Below are 23633 nucleotides of genomic sequence, written 5' to 3' on the forward strand. Positions count from 1 at the left end.
ATCGTTCCCCCTTGCGCGCTTAAGTTGGCATTATTATATCAGAAATTGGAAATTGTCTCGAAAATCTGTTTTTTCATTGTCTATTTCAAACTATTTGCGATACGATAAATAGGAAAACAATTTAACAGTTCGAACGGAGGTATCCGCGTGATACAACAAAAACAATTATATAAAGAAGCCATGAATGTTTTAAAAGCGACGAGTCGTACATTTTTTATCCCGATTACGTTTTTAGAGAAAGAAATGAAAACGACCGTTGCGACAGCTTACTTATGTATGCGTGCAATCGATGAAATCGAAGATCACGAAGACATTTCAGTAGAAGAAAAAGCACGTATGTTAAATAAAACGGCGGATTTACTGGAAAACTTACCTTTTAATGAAGAAGTTTATTTAGCTGAGATCGCGGATTACGCGAATATTTTACCAGAAGTATCATTACGTTTAGCTGATTGGTTATCACTTTGCCCAGATGCCATTCGTACACGTGTCGCCGCTTCTACAGCCGAAATGGCACGCGGTATGGCAAAATGGGCATTAAAGGGTTGGGTTTGCAAAACAAAAGAAGACTTAGACGATTACACATACTATGTAGCAGGCCTCGTCGGTGTCATGCTTTCAGATATTTGGAAAACATTCGCTGATATTGATACGGATCGTGACTTAGCAATCGGTTTCGGTCGTGGTTTACAAGCGGTCAATATTTTACGTAACCAAGACGAAGATGCAGAACGCGGTGTCTGCTTCGTACCAGAAGGCTGGACACGCGATGATTTATTCGCCTATGCCAACGACAATTTAACAAAAGCTGAAGCATATAATCAGCAATTATCAAAACGTAGCATTAAAATGTTCTGTAAAATTCCATTAGCACTTGCGCACAAAACGTTAGCAACGATGGAAAAAGGACATGAAAAATTAACGCGTGCAGAAGTAGAAGCCACTGTCGCAGCGTTAGATGAAGAGACAAAATAACTTCACACATAAAAAGAGACTGAGACGAAACATTTCATTTTCCTTTTTAGCTTTCTCAACAAAAAACCGGAACCGCGTCATAGCGCGATTCCGGTTTTTTTATGCTCATTTGAGATGAGGTTTTTACACTTATGTCCCAGCCTCTTTTTGTGGCACTTTTCGATAAATCATTCAATTCCTATGCCATATGCTCCGTTATATGTCTTTTATATACGAGCAAATATTATTAAATATCCACTTATCTCATAGATGCATAAAAACAATCTCATTTCGTGATCGTTCAACCAGAATAATTTCATTTCCGAACGTTGTTTGATACGCGTAATTTCATCGTCAAAAACTTGACACAACTGTTTCTTTTCTAAAAAGGGATAAAAATTCTGATAAATAATACCTTAAAATCGTTAATTAATCTCATTTCGATATGTAATCAATCTAATTTATCTATATATAATATCCGTTCACAAATTTGTCGAAATTTTTCTAAGAAGATTTTATTTGCATCTTTCGCACGTTTTTTAGGCCCCTTTATGTGCCCACCGTTTTGGCGAATCTTTTTGCTAACGTGGCGGATATTTAACAAAGCATCAATATTTCCATGGGTATATTCTCTCCCATTTTGATCAACACAAAAACCATTTTTTGCTAACACCATCGTGGCAAGACCGTAATCTTGTGTCACGACAATATCCCCTTTTTGAATTCGGTTGACGAGCGCGAAATCCGCGGAATCATTACCTTTGGAAACGGTTACGGTTGTTGCGCCCTCTCTGACAATCTCATGTGATGTATCACAAAAAATGATCACCTCTAGTCCAAATTGTTGGCCCACTTCAATGACTTCTCGTACGACTGGGCACCCATCAGCATCAATACAAATTTTTGGCATTTTCTCTTCCTCCTTCCTTTTCACTTTACCCTCATTATGAACATTTCGAAATGCAAAAACCATTTTTTGTTTAATCGCTCTTTTATGAATTGTCAGTTTTTTTATATCTTAAGACGTTTGAAATTTTTGAAATTTCCGTTTACGATTAATGCATCAACAAAACATAAACACAATGGGGGCATTTTTAATGGTTACACTTACAAACACAGATTCTCAAGCAAAAACATACATCGATAACGTTTATAACAAACTACAAACACTAAACGCTCACGAACCAGAGTTTTTACAAGCAGTAAAAGAAATCATCTATTCTTTAACACCTGTATTTGAACAACACCCAGAATATGTTGACGCAGCGATTTTAGAACGCATCGTTGAACCAGAACGTATTTTAAAATTCCGTGTTAGCTGGGTAGATGATAACGGTAAAGTTCAAGTGAACCGCGGCTACCGTATCCAATTCAACTCTGCAATCGGACCTTACAAAGGCGGTCTTCGTTTCCACCCATCAGTAAACGAATCAATCATCAAATTCTTAGGTTTCGAACAAATTTTCAAAAACTCACTTACTGGCCAACCAATCGGCGGCGGTAAAGGTGGTTCTGACTTCGATCCAAAAGGTAAATCAAACAACGAAATCATGCGTTTCTGCCAAGCATTCATGACAGAACTTTACCGTCATATCGGTCAAGATACGGACGTTCCTGCTGGTGACATCGGCGTAGGTGGCCGCGAAGTTGGTTACTTATACGGTCAATACAAACGTATCCGCGGTGGTTACGAACCAGGCGTCTTAACTGGTAAAGGCTTATCATTCGGTGGTTCTTTAGCTCGTACAGAAGCAACTGGTTACGGCTGCGTATACTTCGTAAAAGAAATGTTAAAAGAAATCGGTGAATCTTTCGCGAACCAAACTGTCGTTGTATCTGGTTCTGGTAACGTAGCAATCTATGCAACGCAAAAAGCACAACAACTTGGTGCAAAAGTCGTTGCCGTATCAGATTCTTCAGGTTACATCCACGATCCAAACGGTATCAACATTGATACATTAAAAGATATTAAAGAAGTACGTAAAGCGCGTATCTCTGAATACGTAAACGTACACCCAGAAGCTACTTACACTGAAGGTTGCGCAGGCATCTGGACAATTCCATGTGACATCGCACTACCTTGTGCAACACAAAACGAAATCGACGAAGCAGCTGCAAAAACATTAGTAGCAAACGGTGTAAAAGCTGTCGGTGAAGGTGCAAATATGCCTTCTACATTAGAAGCAATCGACGTATACTACGCAAACAAAGTATTATTCGGCCCTGCAAAAGCTGCAAACGCTGGTGGTGTAGCTGTATCAGCATTAGAAATGGCACAAGATAGCCAACGTCAATTCTGGACATTCGAAGAAGTTGATGCAAAATTACACGGCATCATGAAAAATATCTACAAAGAATGTAGCGAAGCTGCAAAACAATACGGTCACGAAGGTAACTTATTAGTAGGCGCAAACATCGCAGGCTTCAAAAAAGTTGCAGATGCAATGCTTGCACAAGGTGTTATCTAATTCGAGCTTCATATTTCGTTAAAACAAACTAAAATATGCTACTTTAAGAAAGTGCGTCTCTCCAAAGGAAACGCGCTTTCTTTTATTTTTTGTCGTTTTTACATTAAATCCCTTCTTTTATTCTTTTCGATACAAATTACTATCTTTTCCATTAAAATACAACTAAGAGATGACAGAGGAGTGATTAAAATGAAATTAGTCTACGAAGGAAAAAATAAGAACGTTTATCGCCTACCAAGCGGTGCGCTTCAAATTCAATTTAAAGATGCAGTAACAGGCAAAAACGGGATGTTTGATCCTGCTGCAAAATCAGTATTAAAAACGATACCAGGTGCTGGCTTATCAAGTTTGCGATTATCTGCTTACTTCTTTAAGAAGCTAAACGCCATCGATGTCCCAACGCACTTTATTTCTGTGAACGAAAACAGTCCCACAATGTTCGTTAAAGATACGAAGCCTTTCGGACCTCATGGCATTGATGTCATTTGTCGTTTCCGTGCAATTGGCACATTTGAAAAACGCTTTAGCGATATTATTGAGCATGGCGAAGAACTAGATTCACTCGTTGAAATGGTATTAAAAAACGAAGATGAAGAATTACCACCTGTTACGCAAGAAACGTTAGAAGCGCTTCATTTAGTAACCTCTCGTGAATTTAATTTCATGAAAGAGCTATCACGTGACGTCGCTGAATTTATTCGAAGAGACTTAGCTAAAAAAGGTTTAGAACTATACGATATTAAACTAGAATTTGGGCGCGATTCACAAACGGACGAAATTTTATTAATCAATGAAATTTCAGCGAACAATATGCACGTTTACCAAGGAGAGCGTTTAATCAACCCGATTGAATTAGAAGAAATATTGCTAGCTTAACGATGGAAAAGACAAGGACTCCCCTTGTCTTTTTTATATTTCAAAATTTCGACAATTCTTATATAATGAATTTAATTCGATTGTCGAATGATGAAGGAGTTGAAATGATGCTACAAAGTGCACCGAAAAGACAAGCTATTCTTGATGAAGAAAAATGGGATTTAACACATCTCGTCAAAGATGAAGCAACGTTTGAAAAAGCGTTACCATCATTTTTAGAAAAAGCTCAGCAATTACAACAACAATGGCAAGGCAATGTACAAACAGCAAAGGACGTTTTAGCGTTAATTAAAGCGTATGAAGCATTTGAAACAGCACTCGTACCATTTTCAGAATTTGCGATGCTCGACCCAGAAACAGATGCAACGAATACCGTTGCACAAGAACGTTACGCAAAAATGGCGGCGACACTTGCACAAGTGAATGCCACATTATCATTTATTGAGACAGATATTTTAGCGCTATCAGAAGACGTTCTTACGCAAGCAAAACAATTAGATGAGACGTATACGCACTTTATAACGCGTTTAATTGAGCGTAAGGCGCATTTATTGCACCCAGAGACTGAAAAGGCGCTCGCTTCCCTACAAGAGACGATAAACGCTCCTTACGGCTTATATAACACAACGAAATTGACAGACATTCAATTCCCTAACTTTGATGTAGACGGTAAAAGTTATCCAAATAGCTACAACTTATTTGAGGGTGACTGGGAAGTCGAAGAAAATACAGCAATTCGTCGCGCAGCATTTGACGCATTTTCAAAACAATTAAAGCTTTATGAAAATACGACGGCGAAAACGTATCAAACACACGTTAAAACTGAAAAAACGATTGCAACTTTACGCGGGTATAATTCTGTCATCGATTATTTACTAGCAAATCAAGAAGTTGACCGTGATTTATACAACCGTCAAATTGATATAACGATGAAAGAGTTAGCACCACATATGCGCCGCTATGCTCAATTATTAAAAAAAGTACACGGCTTAGATTTCATTTCTATCGCTGACTTAAAAGTGTCACTTGACCCTGAGTTTGAACCAACGATTACAGTTGAACAATCACGTGATTACTTGAAAAAAGCATTACACGTTTTAGGTGACGATTATTTATCAATGATTGATGAAGCATTCGACAATCGTTGGATCGACTTTGCACAAAATGAAGGAAAATCAACAGGTGCCTTTTGTGCAAGCCCATACGGTCATCACTCATACATTTTAATTTCATGGACGAGCCGTATGAACGAAGTATTCGTACTCGCACATGAATTAGGTCACGCAGGTCATTTCCGCAACGCACAACGCGCACAAACGTTGTTTAATAGCGAATCTTCTACTTATTTTGTTGAAGCACCGTCTACGATGAATGAAATGTTAATGGCCAATTACTTATTAAAATCGTCAGACGATCCACGTTTCAAACGTTGGGTCATTTCAACAATTATCGCACGCACGTACTTCCATAACTTTGTCACGCATTTATTAGAAGCAGCGTATCAACGAGAAGTGTATGACATGATTGATGCAGGTGGTTCGGTGAATGCTGAAACGTTAAACAACTTATTCCGCGAAGTTTTAGAGACATTCTGGGGCGAAGACGTTGTAATTAATGAAGGTGCCGAATTAACATGGATGCGTCAGCCACATTATTACATGGGCTTATACCCTTACACATATAGCGCTGGTTTAACGATTTCTACACAAGTATCTCAACGCATTTTACATGATGAAGCAGGTGCAGTAGATGATTGGTTAAAAACGCTTCAATTAGGCGGTTCCGTTTCTCCTGTTGAACTAGCAAAAACAGCAGGTGTCGATATTACGACTGATAAACCGTTAAAAGATACGATTGCGTTCATCGGCAGCCTTGTCGATCAATTAGAACAACTGACAGCTGAAATTGGTGACTAATGTTCGGACAATCAAAATAAGTCGCTAATAGAGAAAGTAGCAATTTTTGCGAGAACAACATGCGCGCCAACAAATAGATGGAGCTGTGCCCAAGAAAAGCGTCTGTCAAAGACGAAAAAAGACATTCACGATTTTATCCAAATCATGAATGTCTTTTCTTATTGACTATTTTTTCTCTAGTCACTTTTCATTATGCTTTATTGACCTGTCATTTGACGTGTTTGACGCATTTTTGCCCATAAACCGAGCGCAATTAAAATGACCATCATCAGTACTGGAACGATCCAATCCATTTGTGGGAATAATGCTTCTACTAAATATTTATGTCCATATTTATCACTTACAAGCATTTCCCCTGATGTATAGGCGATTAATAAAGCCCCTAACCATACGAGAATCGGTAATTTTTCCATCAGTTTCATAATGACTTGACTACCGAAAATAATAATTGGAATACTAATAATCAAGCCAAGTGCAGCAAGACCAACGTGACCATCTGCAACACCCGCAACAGCAAGCACGTTATCTAAGCTCATAACAAAGTCTGCGATAATGATCGTGCGGACTGCGGCAAACAAACCTGAATTCCCTTTGATATCAGGATCATCATCTCCTGATTTCACTAAATCCCATGCGATATATAATAACATTAAACCACCGATAAATTTAACGAACGGAATATCTAAAATCCAAACGGCTACGACTGTTAAAACAATTCGTAAAATGACAGCCCCTGCTGTTCCTAGTAAAATAGCTTTTTTACGTTTTGACGGGTCTAACTTACGACATGCTAGCGCAATGACAACTGCATTATCACCACTTAGGACGATATCGAGTAAAATAATCGATAAGATTTTACTTATCATTTCACCATCCATAATTCTCCCACTTTCTATTGTAAAATGTATACTTTATTTTACACCTTTCCTCTAAAAAGAAAAGCACATTTCATAGAACAGGTCATTGCGACTAAAAAAGGTGTTTGCGCATCTACGCAAACACCTTTTTATTTAGCGTTCTTGAACGACTGGCTCATATTGAAGCCAATCGCTAAAGCTACCTGTATACACTTGTACGTTCGGATATCCTGCTTCTTTTAGGACAGCATATAATGGCGAAGCAGTTACACCGCTTCCACAATATACGATAATATCTTCATCTTTTGACACAGTATTTGCAAGCGTCTCATTTGGTGCAAGCATTCCTGCTGTAATGAGTTGTTCCCAATCATAGTTGCGTGCGCGCGGAATATGACCCGCGACCGCATCAATCGGCTCTTCCTCACCACGATAACGCACGTTTGAGCGCGCATCTAACAACACTTTGTTTATTTTACCACGCGCAACTTCTTTTACCGCCGCACGATCTACGTACACATCATCATTAAATTGAACGTCTACGTCTGACGTTGTTGTCTCAACGTCGGTCGTTACAGCAAAACCTGCACGTTGTAATCCTTCATAACCATCTTGCACGATATAGCTATTCGTGAAACCGCCATATTGCAACATAAAGTACGCACGTGCAGCGAACGGTTCGCCACCGTTATCGTAAATATAAATCGGCTGGTCATACGTTAATCCGAGTTGACGGAATGTCGCTGTTAATTGCGCTTTTGTCGGCATCGGGTGGCGTCCTGCGTCAGATGACATATCAGATAGATGATCTTCAATGTCGATATGACGCGCTCCTTCGATATGCCCTGCTGCAAAGGCTTGTTTTCCTGCTTGTGGATCTGCTAAGTTAAAACGCGCATCTAAAAAATAAGCTGGTGTTTGAATTTCAGACGCTTTTACAAATACGGTTGTCATATTTAATGCACTCCTGCCACTAAAGAATTGTAAATACCTTTCCATTCAGCTAGCTTGCTATCTTCTTGTAATAAGTTACGTTCCGTTTCAATTTGACGAAGCGCTTGTTTTTCAAGTGATTGACGAAGTGCATCTGATTGCGCCTCGATAATTGCTTTTGCCCAAGCTGTCATGCGTTCGCCTTGTGCATCTAAGTACACTTTCGCATCTGGTTTTGAAATTTCTTCAAGTTTATCACGTAATGCGAAGCGTTCGTTTTTCTCGAAGAATGCTTTTGAATTACGGAATAATTTGTTTACTTCTTTATATTTCGTATAGTCATCGAATGGACCTGTAAATTCTAAAATTTCAGGGTCTTCTAATTCGAATGGCATGAATGAGAAGCTTTCATTCATATCTTTCATTTTACGTACATCTGTTGTGTAACGGTCTTTAAATTTCGCCACTAAAAATTTAGATAGACGGAAGTTTGTCACACGCATTTCTTGTTCGAAGTCAAAGCTTAATGCGCCGACTAATTCTTTTAACGCAAAATCAAGTGCGACAGATGTTGAGTAGTTATTGAACACTGCTGGGTTATACGATTCTTTAAAGAAGTCTGTATAACGTAAGTACACACGTTGTAATACGTAGTATAGTAAGTCTTTTTGTTCGTTCGCTTCATCTTTTTCGATAACCGCTGCTGCAGATTGTGAGAAGTATTTTTGAATAAATGCTTCTAAGTTACGAAGTTCTGCTAAACGTTCATCTTTACGCGCTAAGTTTTGCTCTGTTTGCTCGATTAATGAAGATAGGCGACCTTCCGTTTTTTCTACTTCTTCTGCTAATGCTTGAACAGCAAGTGCCGTTAATTCATTTTCTAAGAAGTTGTGGAAGTTTTCTTCGAATGGCTTCATGCCTGATTCGTGATCTGCGCCTTCTACTTTTTCTTTTAATGCGAGTAAACTTGAAATACCGAATAAACGTGGTTTACGGATACCGAAACGTAGTAATTCGCCACGAACGTATTCGATCACGGCATCGCGCTCTTCCTCATCAGATGCAAGGTCAATTGCGTTTACGACGAAGAACATTTTATCTAGTTCAAATGCATCTTTCACACGACCTAATTGAATTAAGAATTCACGATCCGCACGTGCGAATGCGTGGTTGTAATACGTAATGAATAAAATCGCATCGGCATTACGGATGTATTCGAATGCAACACCTGTGTGACGAGCGTTAATTGAATCTGCCCCTGGTGTATCTACTAATGTAACGCCCATACGTGTTAACGCACAGTCAAAGTAGAAGTCGATATTATCAACGAAACAAGAACGGTTTTCTTGTGCAACGAATTGTTCGAATTCTTCGTAGTTTGCACGCACTGTTGTACCTAGTTTATCTTTAAATAATGGGTAGCCTTCGCGGAACGCACGTACGAATGATTTGTGGACGTGTAAACGTTCATCGACAAGCTCTACGTCAAGTGCTTGCTGTGCTTTCTCAAAAGCATCATCAAGAGATGTAACAGTGACACCGATGGCACCGTATGACGCAATAATATCTTCAGTCATTTGTGCTGGCGTTTTTAGTACGACGTCTGCTGTTTCGTGTGGGTGATCTGGTGATACCGGACGAATTTTATTAATAGCAGCTGTCGTTGGGTTTGGTGATACTGGTAAAACTTTTTGGCCCATTAAGGCGTTTGAGAATGATGATTTACCCGCACTAAATGCACCGAATAAAGCAATCGTAAAGTCTTTTTCTTCTAAACGTGCCACTTTGTTTTTCAAGTATGCAGATACTTCTTCGAAACCATCAATTGGTTCTACAGCGTTCGCTGTGCGAAGTGCATGTTCAATCGTTGCAGCGAGTTGAACGTTATATTCGCCTTGTGTTAATTCTTCTTCCTCTTCAACGACAGCTGTTTCTTCTTCAGCAGCCATCATTGATGGATCGAAGTGGCGCATTTTATCGTATGCTTCACGACGTTCTGTAATCCAGTTGTTCGTTAATTTATCTGCTTCTTGGTTTAATGTGCGAATATCAACTGTTTGTTGGATTGCAAAGTATTTTTCTTGATCTTCGATTTTTTGATATTCACGAATAATCGACACTTTTTCTTCTAGCATCGCTTTTTTCTTTTTAAGTGGTTCGATATGTGTCGTTGCAAGTTCTTCAACTAATGCTTTTTTGTTTTGTTTCCAATCATCGGTTTCACGTTTGAACCAAATACGTGTCGCTGATACGACGCGGTTAGCAAAGTTTAAAAGTGCATCCCCTGCCACAGCGTTCGTACGTACTTCACCTTCAATGACACTAAACGGAATGTCGAATTTAAAGTCATCAATCGCAAGTGATTCAGCATCTGATAACGCACCGATATCTTTTAGCGATTTTTTCATAATGTTTAACATATGACCTGAAATTTGAGCACCGACAACTTCTTTGTATTTCGCATACAATTCATTTTGACGTTTTTCACGTTCAGCTGCCGTTTTCTTTTTCTTACCGAAAAGACCACCGACGCTAAAGTCATCTTGTTTTGATTCTGCGTATTTCCCTAATAAATCTCGCAGTTCAAATGGCATTAGTACCGCATTTTCAAGTAACTCATCAACTTGTGTGTTGTAGTTGATTTCCCACTCGTCTACTGAATAAAGCTCTAATTGACGCACGACTGTTTCATATTCAGCAACGATATCTTCTTTACGTGCCCAGTCATCTTCAGAAACGACTTCTAAGCTATTGTCGTAAATTTCTTGTTTTTGTTGTGCAAGATACGCTTCATGCTCTGCAAGTAATTGTTTTAACGTATTTTCACCGTTATTAATAATTGAATCTTGCCAGCCATCCATACTATCCATAACGATTTTTTTCACTTGCTCGAAATCATTGTTCGGATTGTTGACATCGCGTAGAGACGTGAAGAACATCCCTTTCGGAATAACGCCCCAGTTCGCAAATGATTGTTCAGCCGATTTTTTAAAGTCTTCAAATGATAATTCTGCATCTTTATGCTTATCAATTTGATTGACGATTAAATAAACGTTTGGATTGTATTTCATTAACGTTTTTGTAAATTGGAAATTTAATTCAGATTGTACGTGGTTGTAGTCCATCACATAGAAAACAATATCCGCTAAATGTAGGGCAGATTCTGTTGACATGCGGTGGGCATCATCTGTTGAGTCAACCCCAGGTGTATCCATGACCGTAACGCCGTCTGGTAAAACAGATTTACTATGACCGATTTCGATTTGTGATACAAGTGCACCATTTTTGGCGAATTCTTTTACGGTTTTAATATCGTAATCCGCATCGAATTTGACCGGTTCGTCGTCTACTAAGTAAGCGATTGCATAGTCATCCTCAGATTTACGCACTTTTACGACGTTTGCACTTGTCGGAATTGGACTAGACGGCAGCAATTGATCTCCCGTCAATGCGTTGATCATACTAGATTTACCGGCCGAGAAGTGACCTGCAAAACCGATCGTAAATTCTTTTTTAATCAATTTATCCGCAAAAAGTACGGATTTTGCCATGCGCTCATCATCTTCGTTGCGCTTGTATGTCATGTAGTTCAATGCTGTTTGTTTTAACAGCAACTGAATTTTTTCCTCAAAATTAGCCATACACTACTCAAACTCCTTTATTTCATTATATATTGACTGTTGTTCACATTTTAGCCACGTTTCTTTCTACATTTTACACGACAATAAAAAAAAATCCCCCTATTCTAGGAAGATTTTTTCTTTTAACGCAAATGTGCAGTCGTTTTTGATAAAACTTGCTTCATGACGATTGCATAAATTACAACTGTTCCGCCGATAAATGCCGCTACCATGGTCATTCGCCCCTTATGTGCTAATTTATATTCAAGTAATACTGATAATCATTCTCATTAATTCATCTTTATCTTATGAAAAAAAATACATTTCGTCAAGTATTTTTTAGGGAATTTTAGTATTAGTCGTGATATGATAGATGAAAAGTCACAGAGAAAGAGGTGCTGTATGAGTAATTCAAACCAGATACAAATTTTATTAAATGGCCTGATCCAATCGATGCAAGAGGTCATTCCTCAAACAGTGAAAATTGGCACACCGTCATTATATAAAGAACCATTTACACAAAACGAAGCCGGCGTTTTAATCGGGGTTACTGGAGACGTTCGCGCTCGTATTATTTTAGAATCATCAACGAAAGTATTCAGTGGTATTGGCTTATCTATGTATGGTATGGAAATTAGTGGTGAAATGTTAGAATCATTTATCGGTGAGTTCGGTAATATGTCCGCAGGTAAATTATGTACGCATTGCGCAGAAAACGAATTGGACTTAGATATTACCCCACCTACCGTAATGATTGGACAAACGAAGTTGTTCGGCTTCCAACATGCTTTTAGATTACCAATCGACATCGAAGGTCTTGGTACAATGAACGGTTTATTAACAATTGACAATCCAGATGAATAAAGACGGTTAAAAGCATGCATTCGACGTATCGATTTTCATACGCTCGTCTGCGTGCTTTTATCTTTTTTAACCGTTAAAATCAAACCATTTAATTTTAAAATTGGAAAAATAGGGAAAATTGTCTATAGTGTCACTTAGAATTTTCAGATTTTTTTCGGACGCGAAACGTTGGTATGACGCTATTTGGTTTTTTTTGTAATTTATAAGGCGTTGATTTTTTAAATATAGGTCGTTACACTTATTTAACAAGGAGGAGTAAATGACGTCAAAAAATAGCGATGAACCGGTATTATTTAGCAAAAAGCGTCGATTCGTTATGTATTTATGAACTTACGACAACAATTTGATTGTCTCTGTACTTTTTCATAAGACATAAAGGATTTACGAATCATCTATTTGACATGTTGTTTAGATGCGTTTGCTTACAAACGACGTTGTTTCAATGCTGACTTACATATATAACGCTTCTTATTCATACTTAAAACTGTATGACAGCTTTTTATACGTCAATGAACAATCAATACGATGCATCGCTCTTTTTTCACATTTACGAATCATATCGTTTTTTATAATGGGTTTTAAACATTATACATTACACTGACAATCGCTTATAAATAAAGAACAGCGGTTTGTACAAGGGAGGACTTTCAATGGCTTTATCTCAAATGAGTACACTTATCGTTCAACAACAAAAATTTAATTTGTTTAAGGAGTATTTGGACAGTACCCCAGTTTTACGACAACTGGTAGATGAACATGACCATCCGTTTTTCGTACAACTATGCCGCGATATTTGGTTTTCACTATGTGAACAGCGTCACGAACCGATTTTAAACGCTGATGCAGCCATTGAAAACCCAATTCGTTATACGATTGTTAAACAGTTCGTATCGCATCCAACGTATCATTGTTTATGTGATTTATCGAATGATGAAGGTAATAACACGCTTGTCAACGCGATGATTATCGCAGATTTTTTAACGAATTGGCTGGCGCACGAACTGAATGGTCGGTCATTTGCGCATGATCAACAACGTTTACAATATATTTTAGAACTCGTTTCGATTTCACAAGCAATCGAAGGTGCAGCGCAGTTTTTAGCCCACATGCAACCGAAGTTAACGAAAGACCGCGATTTGTGTGACTTTTTATTGCTTGATTTTCATGAGCAAGCAAATGAAAATGCGACATTATTATTTGAAGTCGCAACGGCTGGCGTAACGCGTCATCTTTACAAAGCAAAATACATTTATGAATCGATCGCATAAAAAAATCCCGCTGAATTTAAAAGCGGGATTTTTTCATTATACTTCTGTCGGCTCGACAGCAAATACAGGTTTTACTTGATCGATGACTTTTTGTTCATCTTCATTTAATAACATATTAATTGTACCATGGTCATTGTTCGTACGAATTAAACGCCCCATCCCTTGTTGTACACGTAGTAACATGTAAGGAAGTTCTACTTCATCAAATGGATCGTCTGCAAAGCTACGTTTCGCATCGAATAATGGGTCATGCGGTGGGAATGGTAAATCGAAAATGATCACGCGTGTAAGCGCCTCTTCCGGTAAATCTAAACCTTCCCATAAGTGATACGAACAAATCACTTGCATTTTTTTCGCTTGGAAGTCGCGAATAATTGATGATAATTCACGGTCCCCTTCAAACTCGATATGTGCTAACGCTTCTGCACTCGCAGCTTCTTTAAATGCCAACATCGATTGTTTCGATTTGAATAAAATGAGCGTTTGATCGCCATTTTTCATCAGCGATTCCACTTCTGCTACTTTTTCCGCTTGAGAACGATTGTGTAATTGAATGTTCATTACTTCTTCGTAATCAAATGGTGATGCTACAGAGAATGATTCATATTTTTTAATGCCTAAGCTATACGCGATAAAGCTGAAATCTTTATCAATTGATAGCGTTGCAGAAGAAAAGACGAATGGAATTTTTTTCGAGAATACTTTTTTCGCTAAAATTTCTGTAATTAAATGCGGCATGATGACAAGTGTTTCTTCACCATCAGCTTCTTCTAACCAGTCAACCGCATCGCCATTACCGATAAAGATACGCATTGCTTCTTCGTATTGCTCTAAAAATTCTTCTGCCATGCGAATTTCATATTCAGGAATGATATACATTTCTGATTCGAATACGAACTCTTCAAATAGTTGTTCGACAAGGCTAATCACTTTTTTACCGATTTTCAGTAACGTTGGACTTTTCTTAATACGTTTACGTTCTTCATCTGAATCGATAATGTCGTCGCGTAATTGATCGAAGAATAACTCGTGTCCATCTTGCAATTGTTCCATTAAGTTCAACGTTTTTTCACGTACGCCATCTACCATTAAACGTTCAAGTACTTTCACAATTGTGTAATCTTGAATTTTAATTGTCATTGCTTTTTGTGCAGCGTATTCTAATAAGTGTCCTTCATCGAATACGACCATTGATGCTTCAGGAAGCAATGGCGTTTGGCCTTCACGTTCACGTGATTCTTTCGTTGCGATATGCTCCATATAGAAGTCTTGTGAACAAATAATTAAATCTGTTGATTCGCGATAGTTTTGACGGTGTAATGTTTGACCACAGCGATTACGAACGTCACACACTTGGCACTGTTGGATCGCGTTGTAATTAACATGTCCCCACTCTTCGTCTGAGACGTTTGGATAGTCACTTCGTTGTCCATATAAGTTTAGCGGGCCATCGCCGTATACACCTTCTGGAATCGTTACAGCAATTTCGTCTAAATATTCGCCGTCTAAAAATTGTTCTGCTTCTTCATAACGTTTTAGACATAAATATTGGTCACGAGATTTTGCTAAACGTACGTCAATTTTTAAATCGAGTAGTTGTTGTAATTTATAAATATCGCCGCCCTCTTTTACGAGTTGGTCGATTAATGTTTCATCCGCACAAGCGATTAATGCTGGTTTCCCTGTATAACGTGCATAAGCGATTGATGGTAAAAGGTATGCAATTGTTTTACCTGTACCGACGCCTGCCTCTGCAAATAACACTGATTTTTCACGTAATGCGCTTTCGATTTGGTACGCCATAAACACTTGTTCATCACGTAGTTCTAGCCCTTTTTCAGGGAGTTCATCATAAAGAACGTCACCGATCCAATCTCCTAAAGAATCGAAGAATGATTTATCTTTTGATAATTCGAATGGAATTGATTGTCGCATTCAAAATAGCTCCTTTCCTAATTGACAACGAAACGGAAGGAGCATCTCCTTCCGCTTAAAAATTATTTTGGTTTACGTGGTGAACGTTGACCCCAGAATTGATAATAATCTGTTTTCATCGCACCGTTGAATAACTTACGTTTTTTCGTTGCACGACGACCGTACATCGCTTCAAAGTTTTCCATAGAAGATAGCATATATACTGACCATGTTGGATATTTACGCATTAAGGTACCTAAACCGTTGATCATGTTTTCAATTTCTTCTTTTTCACCGATACGTTCACCGTAAGGCGGGTTACCGATCATGACACCATCTGTAAAGTTCGTTGTGAAATCAAGCACTTGCATTTGTTTCACTTCGACAAGTCCTTCGAAGCCAGCCTCTTGAACATTACGTTTTGCGATTTCAACCATACGGTGGTCGATATCTGATGCAATAATATTTAATGGTTGATAGTAATTCGCTGCTGCATCTGCTTCAGCACGAACTTCATCCCACATTTCTTTTTTCATCATTGGCCAATCTTCGCAAATAAATTCACGGTTGTAGCCAGGTGCTACATTTTGTCCGATCATTGCCGCTTCAAGTGCAATCGTACCAGAACCACAGAATGGATCTACGAACGGACGTGATGGATTCCAACGTGATAAGTAAACAAGTGCTGCAGCCATCGTTTCTTTTAATGGTGCTTCCCCTTGTTCTGTACGGTAACCACGTTTGTGAAGTCCAGGACCTGATGTATCAATCGTTAATGTCACCATATCTTTTAAAATCGATACTTCGACTTTAAATTTAGGGCCTGTTTCTTCTAAGAAACCTAAACGACGATAATGTGCTTTTAAACGTTCAACGATTGCCTTTTTCGTAATTGCTTGACAGTCAGGTACACTAAATAATGTTGATTTTACAGATTTACCTGTTACCGGGAATTCTGCATCTACTGGCATAATTTGCTCCCAAGGAAGTGCTTTTACACCTTCGAATAATTGATCAAATGTTTTTGCTGGGAATTTACCTACAACGATTTTGACACGGTCTGATACGCGTAACCAAAGATTCGTTTTCGCAATATCGCGCTCCGTTCCTTCAAAATAAACACGCCCGTTATCGATGTGTGTTGTGTAGCCCATTGCTTTTAACTCATCTGCAACAATTGATTCTAAACCCATTGCAGCAGTTGCTACTAATTGATATGTTGTCATGCTTCATTTTCTCCTCTTGCTTCTAATTTCCAAACTTCCACAAAGTCCATTAGCTCGTGAAGCGGCATTGGCTTCGCGTAATAGTATCCTTGAATCATATCACAGCCCAAACGCTCTAGCAATTTTACTTGCTCAGCTTGCTCGACGCCCTCTGCGATTACTTTCATATGTAAACGGTGCGCCATTTGAATGATCGCATCGACGACAGCTTCTTTATCATCAAGCGATGTAATGTATTGAATAAAGCTACGGTCAATCTTTAAATAATTTAATGGGAATTGCACTAAATAACTTAATGATGAATAGCCTGTTCCAAAGTCATCAATCGATAACTTAAAGCCCATTTCTTTTAATTGTAACAGCTTATGAATTGAATCACGTTCACTGTTCATAACTGTTCGTTCCGTCAGTTCTAGCTCAAAATAATTTGGTGAGCAATTGTACGCTTCAAAAATCGATTGAATCGATTCAATAAAGGTTTCTTGATGGAAATGAATGCTCGATATATTAATCGCAATGTTTAATACTTCTCGGTGTGTCACGCGCATTTGTTGATGCGCCTCACAAGCGAGTCGAATGACACATTCACTAAGTGGAATAATAAGCCCTGTTTCCTCTGCATATGGAATAAATTCTCCTGGGGAAACAAACCCGAGCTTGTCATTGTGCCATCGTACTAATGCTTCGACACTATTAATTTGCTCACTACCGACTTGCACTTTCGGTTGGAAGTACAAGTCGAAGTCATTGTTGGTGATTGCTTTTCGTAATTCATTGTCTAAAAGAAGCACCCGTTTTGAATCGACTTTTAAATCATCGAAATAAAACGCAAATTGATTGCGACCATTTTGTTTCGCATAAGCCATCGCTTGATCTGCTTTTTTCACGAGTACTTCGGTTTGTCGACCATCTTCTGGATATAAACTAATACCGATACTCATTGACATATATATTTGTTGTGATGCTACTAAAAAAGGTTCTGACATCAGTGATAAAATCTTTTGCGCGACTTGAATCGCTTCTTGCATATGATGAATATCCGTTAACGTAACCATAAATTCATCGCCACCATAGCGCGCAATAATATCTTTATTTTTCAAGACATGTTGAATACGCTCTGTCACTTTGACGAGCAGTTCGTCGCCAACTGTGTGACCGAGCGTGTCATTTACTTGCTTAAAACGATCTAAATCGATAAATAGTACGGCATGATGATAATCACCTTGTGTAGACGATTGGAGCAACGTCTCCATACGTTGTAAATAAGCATAACGGTTCGATACACCCGTTAAAATATCAGTTAACTTTCGACGTTCGATTTCACTTTCAGCATTTTTCTGCGCTGAAATATCTTCAAAGATGCCACAATAATGTGTCACGACGCCTTCATCGTTACGAATTCCGATAATCGTCAGCCATTCAGGATAAATATCACCCGTTTTACGACGATTCCAAATTTCACCTGACCATTGACCTTTTTCACGAATCGTCTGCCACATATGTTGATAAAATGTTTCATCGTGGATACCTGAGTTTAAAAGGCTTGGATTTTGTCCAATTGCCTCTTCACTCGTATAACCTGTTACAAACTCAAAAGCTGGGTTGACATGTAAAATGCGACTTTTCAGGTCAGCAATCATAATGCCCTCTTTAACGCTATTAAAAATCGTCGTCGCAACATTCGTTGGAGAATGAAATGCTTGTTCGATTTGCTTCCGCGTATTTGCCATCTCTTTCATCACCATATCCCTTTTCCGTTTATAAAAGAAAAGCTCTCCACCAACGAGGAGAGCTAAACTAATTGTTATATTAAAAAGTACATCATATAGAACTATAAGCCATGTTTTGTGCCCTAGTACTCAAACGGCCAAAGCCTCGTACGCTGGGTAGTAATCATCTATCTATGCATTGTATAAAGACAATACATCCATACCTCCGTTCATTTCCTTCGGTACGACGCCCCTACCATAATTTGGGTTGCACACTCGCGGGGTTTACCTCGTTCCACTCTATATGTTTCCATATAGACTTCGTCACTGTGGCACTTTCAGGAAGTTTCAACCATATCCGAAGACTTAGGTTTTCCTTCCGCCGTTAGCATTTCAGCTACTTCCGCTTATTTATTCGCGAAACACGATCACTACGGTCATCTCAGAACCGTGCGTGCATGGACTTTCCTCAGCAACACTTAAGTGTTACAGCGATTACTCATTCATCTATGATGCTGTAGTTATTATAGTACTTCAAAGCTTATGTGACAAGGTTTTTGACTATTTTTTATCACGTTTCATTAAAATAAATGTTTTCCGACAATTTAACCATTGCCGAAAATATGTAAAAATGCGGCTGTCTGATGTGACAACCGCGGCTGTTCGATTAGCCTTCTACGTCATCGTATAATTTGTCACCAAATACACGTTTTTCTAAGTTGGCTAAACGTTTTAAAATATCATAATTTGTTACGTTGTTCGCTTGCTGTGCAACAGGCGCTTCTTTTTTCTCAAGCGTCGGTTGAGGTGTTTCTTTATATCCTGCTTTTGCTTCACGTAGTTGCGCTTCTAGTTCCGCAATTTTCGCTTCTTTTTGTTTTAATACTTGCTCAAAACTTTCATAATCTTGAATAATTTCGTCTAAAAACTGGTCAACCTCATCTTGGCTGTAGCCGCGAAGACCTGTTTTGAAATCTTTATCTAAAATAATTTTTGCAGATAGTTTGATATCCAAGTCCATCGTCCTTTCGCTTCTATAAGAATAGCATTCATTATAACATATTTTTTTTCGTTAAACGTTCGATACGGTGCCTTAACGCATCAATTCGCTTCATTTTTGCCGTCGGTTGATAGCAAATGCTTTGTTTTGTGAGCGCTAAAGCTTCTTCACTATAGCGTAATGCCGATGCTAAATCGTCGAGTTGATGCTCACACAATTTCGCTAGCTCGATATATGCCTCGATACGCTGTCTTTCAGGCATATACGGAATACATAGCGTAAAATGCTCAAACGCACCTGTATAATTCCCTTGTTTTTTCAATAAATAACCTTGGTAAAACGACGCCTCTGCCGCTTCTTGCACATCGTATAGCGTTGTGACAGCACGCAGCAGCGCTAAACTCTCATCACTCTCTTTTAAATCTTTATACCATTTCCCAATGTTCGTATACGCTTGCGCACTTTCTTGCTGTACACCTTCTGTGAGTAACTGTGTCGCTTTCGTATAAAGCGTGACGAGGGATAATAAATCGTATTCATTATGCACGAGCACTTTCATTAAGGCGTCCGTTTCGCCACTTCTAACCGCGTCCAAATAAATAACAGGCGCTAAATAACCTGGTACATCTCCTACACGTGTAAAACCTAGCTTTTCATGTTCAATCGCTGACAACTTCATCGACGCGACGTCACTTTTCCAAATGCGTTTTGCCATATGCATCAAATCCACGTGCATCGGTTTTTGAAGCGGTGGTAAAACATCACGATGAAACGTCCAACGCATTTCGAGTTGCGGCCAATCAAAGCTTTTCCCATTGTACGTCACGACAGACTGCCCGCGTTGCCAAAACTTCGACTCAAATAAAAAAGCAGCTTCATGACTCGGATCTGCGAGCACGTATTGTTTTAGCGTAAACGTACCTTCATCAAACGTTAATAAGCCGTTTAAAAAAATGTGCGTCCCCGTTCCTTTTAAACCGGTCGTCTCCGTATCGAAAAAAACAATCGTACTGTCCGCATCGAGTGCAATCGGGTGCGTTTGTTGTTGCCATACGTCCAAAGCCTTTATAAAGTCACCGAGCGCGATATTACCATGCACATAATCGTAACGATAGTGTACTTCACGAACAAATACGGTCCCAAAATCGTTGTCAATCCGCGTTAAACCTGCGCGCTCCCATGCATCACTATACGAAGGTGCCGCCGGTTTTACATAAGCAGGCTTTTCTGCTTTCGCAGGCGCTTTTTTCTTCATCATTTTTTTCATTGCTAAAATTTTATTTTCGTAAGACATTGTGCATCATCCTCTCAAGAGCACTGTCTCTAAAAAATGTTTTACTTGCTGTTTACTACCTTCTGCTATATCTTGTGCGCCAATACATGATGGACACCCATGTTGACACGGACAACTGTCGACGTGTTCGTAAACACGATCAAGCAGCACTTCCCATAAATCGTAAACACGTTCGCTTAGACCAATACCACCCGGATAACGATCGTAAACGAAAAACGTTGGTTTCCCGTTATGAACCGCTTTCACTTGTGGGACGACATGAACATCGCTACGGTCACTTTGAATATACAATGGGATAAAACTATTCATCGCATAAGCAACCCCTGTCATCGCAGCACTTAAATCGTCTTCACGCCAGTTTGCAGGTGGCTCGAAACTTAACCACGTACTCGACGTATGCAATTCTTCAGGCGGTAACGTAATGGGACCTGAACCAATATTGTCATGTGTATTAAAACGAATTTTTTTAAAAATAGTTGCCGTTGCTAGCGTCATGACATCCCCGTAATCAACCGTCATACCATCAAATGTGCGCGTCTTATCTTCTGAAATGACTTTAAGCTCCACTGCTAAATTCGCGTCGGTAAAATAATCAACATCTACTTCACGCACATATGCTTTTTTCTCTTCCCAATCGAGCTTTTCAACTTGAAATTGTGTCCCTTGATGTAAATAAATGGCCTCTTCATGTAACAATGTCATCGCACTATAGCGGTCCATCTCGCCGATGACATGTGTTTTTGTCGGCACAGATTGATCGATAATGACGACATTTTCTTGCGACGCCGACCGTAAACTAATATCGTGTGCTGGGAAACTATCCGCCATCCAATGCCACGTATTACTCGTCTTTAATAACACTTGCTCATCGACAAAATAATTTAAGAAATCGGTCACTTCAAACTCTCCGTAACTATCGCCTACTTTAAACGGCAACTCAAAGGCAGCACATTTTAAATGATCCATTAAAATTAGCATATTATCGGGGAAAATACGCGCTTCTTCTGGTGTGCTATTAAATAGGTAATGAGGGTGTTTTAAAATGTATTGATCGAGCGCAGTAGATTGTCCGACGTAAATAACGAGCGCTTCCTCTTGTCGACGGCCTGCACGACCTGCTTGTTGCCAAGCACTCGCAATATTTCCTGGGTAACCGGTCATAATACACGCTTGTAATTGTCCGATATCGACGCCGAGTTCTAACGCATTTGTCGATACGACCGTTTGAATGTCCCCGTTACGTAACCCTTTCTCAATGGCCCGGCGTTCAGACGGTAAATAACCACCACGATATCCTCGAATCGACTCATCGTGAATTTTTTTTGCGGTTAAGCTTTTTAAGTACGTGACGAGCATTTCAACACGCACGCGACTTTTCGCAAAAATAATCGTTTGAATGCCAGCTTTATATAAATCTTTCGCAATATCTTTCACTTCAAGAACGGCGCTGCGCCGCACACCAAATGTCGGGTGCACAATAGGTGGATTGTAAAATACGAACGTTTTCTTCCCTGTTGGCGCCCCACTTTTCGTAATGAGTGCATGCGGTTCATTCGTTAAATTTTGTGCGAGTTGTTGCGGGTTTTTAATCGTTGCAGACGTACAAATAAACGTCGGATTGCTACCGTAAAAGTCACAAATGCGCTTTAATCGACGCAATACGTGTGCAACGTGTGAACCAAACACCCCTTTGTAAGTATGCAGTTCATCAATGACGATATAATCGAGGTTTTCAAATAGCGATACCCATTTCGTATGATGCGGTAAAATGCCTGAATGCAGCATATCTGGATTCGTCATCACGATATGCCCCGCTTTTCGTACTTTCGTGCGAATGCCCGGCGCGGTATCGCCATCATACGTATAACTTAAAATATCTGCACCGATATCTTCGATTAAATCGTTTACAGCATTTTTTTGGTCTTGCGCGAGCGCTTTCGTTGGGAATAAATAAAGCGCGCGACTATTTGGATTACGTAAAATCGTTTGTAATACGGGTAAATGATAACAGAGTGACTTTCCCGAAGCAGTCGGTGTAATCGCCGTAAACGATTGACCGCGCATCGCATATTCATATGCTTCTGCTTGGTGACTATACAATTTTGTAATCCCTCGATTCGCTAACGCAGCAACGAGCGACGGTGCCAAATCTGTGGGTAAGTCACGGTAGTCACCTTTCGTCGCTTCCAATGTTTCAACATGTTCAATTTGATGCTTCGCGTCGCTTTGCAAGAATTGATCTAGCCATGTCGATAACGCCATCATGCTTTCTCCTCCCTTAGTGCAGCAAGTAATGTTTCACACGTATATTTTGCTGCTTGAATTGATTGATACAATCTTTTTTTACTCGTGTTCGCATAAAAAGATTGCACGACAAATTGATCTATTTGCTCAGCTGCATTTTGAATTTGAACAATGTGTACATATTTTGGATTTTCTATTTTAATAAAGTTAATCGCTAATGATTGCCAATCGCAGAGCATTGCATGAATACGATCTGCATACGGTTTTACTTCGTTAAAAAAATCGGCTTCGCGCGCAGTTTCACGCATATTTAAAAAACGCGCCCAGCTTCGGTCGCATTCTGCATATAAAGTTTCAGTTAGTTGTAATAACACGTTCAACGCCTCTTTCATAAAATGATTCAAAGTTCGCAAAAACGCGAACAAATATTCTTGCGCTATCGTCTTTTAGTATAATTCAAATTCCGATTTATAGCGACGAATCAAACAAT

At 39.1% G+C, this 23633-nt stretch carries 17 protein-coding genes and 1 other RNA gene; 6 read left to right on the forward strand and 12 right to left on the reverse strand.

What is annotated here, in order from left to right:
- Positions 1-147 precede the first annotated feature (147 nt).
- Positions 148-975, forward strand: a complete 828-nt coding sequence (locus tag KMHG_RS00955; protein ID WP_010286042.1) for a squalene/phytoene synthase family protein — start codon at positions 148-150, stop codon at positions 973-975.
- 430 nt (positions 976-1405) lie between these two features.
- Here KMHG_RS00955 and KMHG_RS00960 read toward each other — a convergent pair whose 3' ends face one another.
- On the reverse strand, positions 1406-1864 hold the full coding sequence (locus KMHG_RS00960) for a YaiI/YqxD family protein (RefSeq protein ID WP_010286043.1): 459 nt from the start codon (positions 1862-1864) through the stop codon (positions 1406-1408).
- A 187-nt stretch (positions 1865-2051) separates the two neighbouring features.
- On the opposite strand from KMHG_RS00960, the gene gdhA reads away from it, so the two are divergent.
- The 3 genes from gdhA to pepF all read left to right on the forward strand — a co-directional run bounded on the left by gdhA (position 2052) and on the right by pepF (position 6214).
- Positions 2052-3422, forward strand: a complete 1371-nt coding sequence (gene gdhA / locus KMHG_RS00965) for an NADP-specific glutamate dehydrogenase (RefSeq protein WP_010286044.1) — start codon at positions 2052-2054, stop codon at positions 3420-3422.
- A 189-nt stretch (positions 3423-3611) separates the two neighbouring features.
- Positions 3612-4298 carry a phosphoribosylaminoimidazolesuccinocarboxamide synthase gene (locus KMHG_RS00970; protein WP_010286045.1) on the forward strand — a complete coding sequence of 229 codons (687 nt, stop codon included), beginning with the start codon at positions 3612-3614 and terminating at the stop codon, positions 4296-4298.
- Positions 4299-4405: 107 nt separating this feature from the next.
- On the forward strand, positions 4406-6214 hold the full coding sequence (pepF, locus tag KMHG_RS00975; protein ID WP_010286048.1) for an oligoendopeptidase F: 1809 nt from the start codon (positions 4406-4408) through the stop codon (positions 6212-6214).
- A gap of 197 nt (positions 6215-6411) precedes the next feature.
- Here the strand turns inward: pepF and KMHG_RS00980 are convergent, their stop codons facing one another.
- From KMHG_RS00980 to KMHG_RS00990, 3 genes are all read right to left on the reverse strand, one after another.
- On the reverse strand, positions 6412-7092 hold the full coding sequence (locus KMHG_RS00980; protein WP_010286049.1) for a TerC family protein: 681 nt from the start codon (positions 7090-7092) through the stop codon (positions 6412-6414).
- A gap of 132 nt (positions 7093-7224) precedes the next feature.
- Positions 7225-8025 (reverse strand): sulfurtransferase, encoded by an 801-nt coding sequence (locus tag KMHG_RS00985; protein WP_010286052.1) that lies wholly within the window; start codon positions 8023-8025, stop codon positions 7225-7227.
- Positions 8026-8027: 2 nt separating this feature from the next.
- On the reverse strand, positions 8028-11645 hold the full coding sequence (locus KMHG_RS00990) for a dynamin family protein (protein WP_010286053.1): 3618 nt from the start codon (positions 11643-11645) through the stop codon (positions 8028-8030).
- Between the two features lie 381 nt (positions 11646-12026).
- On the opposite strand from KMHG_RS00990, the gene KMHG_RS01000 reads away from it, so the two are divergent.
- A complete protein-coding gene (locus tag KMHG_RS01000) occupies positions 12027-12488 on the forward strand; it encodes a chemotaxis protein CheX (protein WP_010286056.1) in 462 nt (153 codons plus the stop codon).
- Between the two features lie 650 nt (positions 12489-13138).
- A complete protein-coding gene (locus KMHG_RS01005) occupies positions 13139-13756 on the forward strand; it encodes a hypothetical protein (protein ID WP_010286057.1) in 618 nt (205 codons plus the stop codon).
- 36 nt (positions 13757-13792) lie between these two features.
- Here KMHG_RS01005 and KMHG_RS01010 read toward each other — a convergent pair whose 3' ends face one another.
- The 8 genes from KMHG_RS01010 to KMHG_RS01040 form a co-directional block, all read right to left on the reverse strand.
- On the reverse strand, positions 13793-15691 hold the full coding sequence (locus KMHG_RS01010) for an ATP-dependent DNA helicase (RefSeq protein WP_010286059.1): 1899 nt from the start codon (positions 15689-15691) through the stop codon (positions 13793-13795).
- 62 nt (positions 15692-15753) lie between these two features.
- Positions 15754-16896 carry a THUMP domain-containing class I SAM-dependent RNA methyltransferase gene (locus KMHG_RS01015; RefSeq protein WP_010286062.1) on the reverse strand — a complete coding sequence of 381 codons (1143 nt, stop codon included), beginning with the start codon at positions 16894-16896 and terminating at the stop codon, positions 15754-15756.
- Positions 16893-18635, reverse strand: a complete 1743-nt coding sequence (locus KMHG_RS01020) for a putative bifunctional diguanylate cyclase/phosphodiesterase (protein ID WP_010286064.1) — start codon at positions 18633-18635, stop codon at positions 16893-16895. The genes KMHG_RS01015 and KMHG_RS01020 overlap by 4 nt, the downstream gene beginning before the upstream one ends.
- Positions 18636-18725: 90 nt before the next feature.
- Positions 18726-19112, reverse strand: an RNA gene (rnpB, locus tag KMHG_RS18660) — RNase P RNA component class B.
- 160 nt (positions 19113-19272) lie between these two features.
- Positions 19273-19626, reverse strand: a complete 354-nt coding sequence (gene gpsB, locus KMHG_RS01025) for a cell division regulator GpsB (protein WP_010286067.1) — start codon at positions 19624-19626, stop codon at positions 19273-19275.
- A 31-nt stretch (positions 19627-19657) separates the two neighbouring features.
- The gene (locus KMHG_RS01030; RefSeq protein ID WP_010286069.1) at positions 19658-20899 is read right to left on the reverse strand and encodes a ribonuclease H-like domain-containing protein; all 1242 of its coding nucleotides are present in this window, start codon (positions 20897-20899) and stop codon (positions 19658-19660) included.
- A gap of 6 nt (positions 20900-20905) precedes the next feature.
- Positions 20906-23164, reverse strand: coding sequence for a DEAD/DEAH box helicase (locus KMHG_RS01035; RefSeq protein WP_010286075.1), 2259 nt, complete (start codon positions 23162-23164; stop codon positions 20906-20908).
- Positions 23161-23517, reverse strand: a complete 357-nt coding sequence (locus KMHG_RS01040; RefSeq protein ID WP_010286076.1) for a YppE family protein — start codon at positions 23515-23517, stop codon at positions 23161-23163. The genes KMHG_RS01035 and KMHG_RS01040 overlap by 4 nt, the downstream gene beginning before the upstream one ends.
- Positions 23518-23633: the final 116 nt, after the last annotated feature.

It is taken from the genome of Kurthia massiliensis (assembly GCF_000285555.1).
In the GTDB taxonomy this organism is placed as follows: Bacteria; Bacillota; Bacilli; order Bacillales_A; family Planococcaceae; genus Kurthia; species Kurthia massiliensis.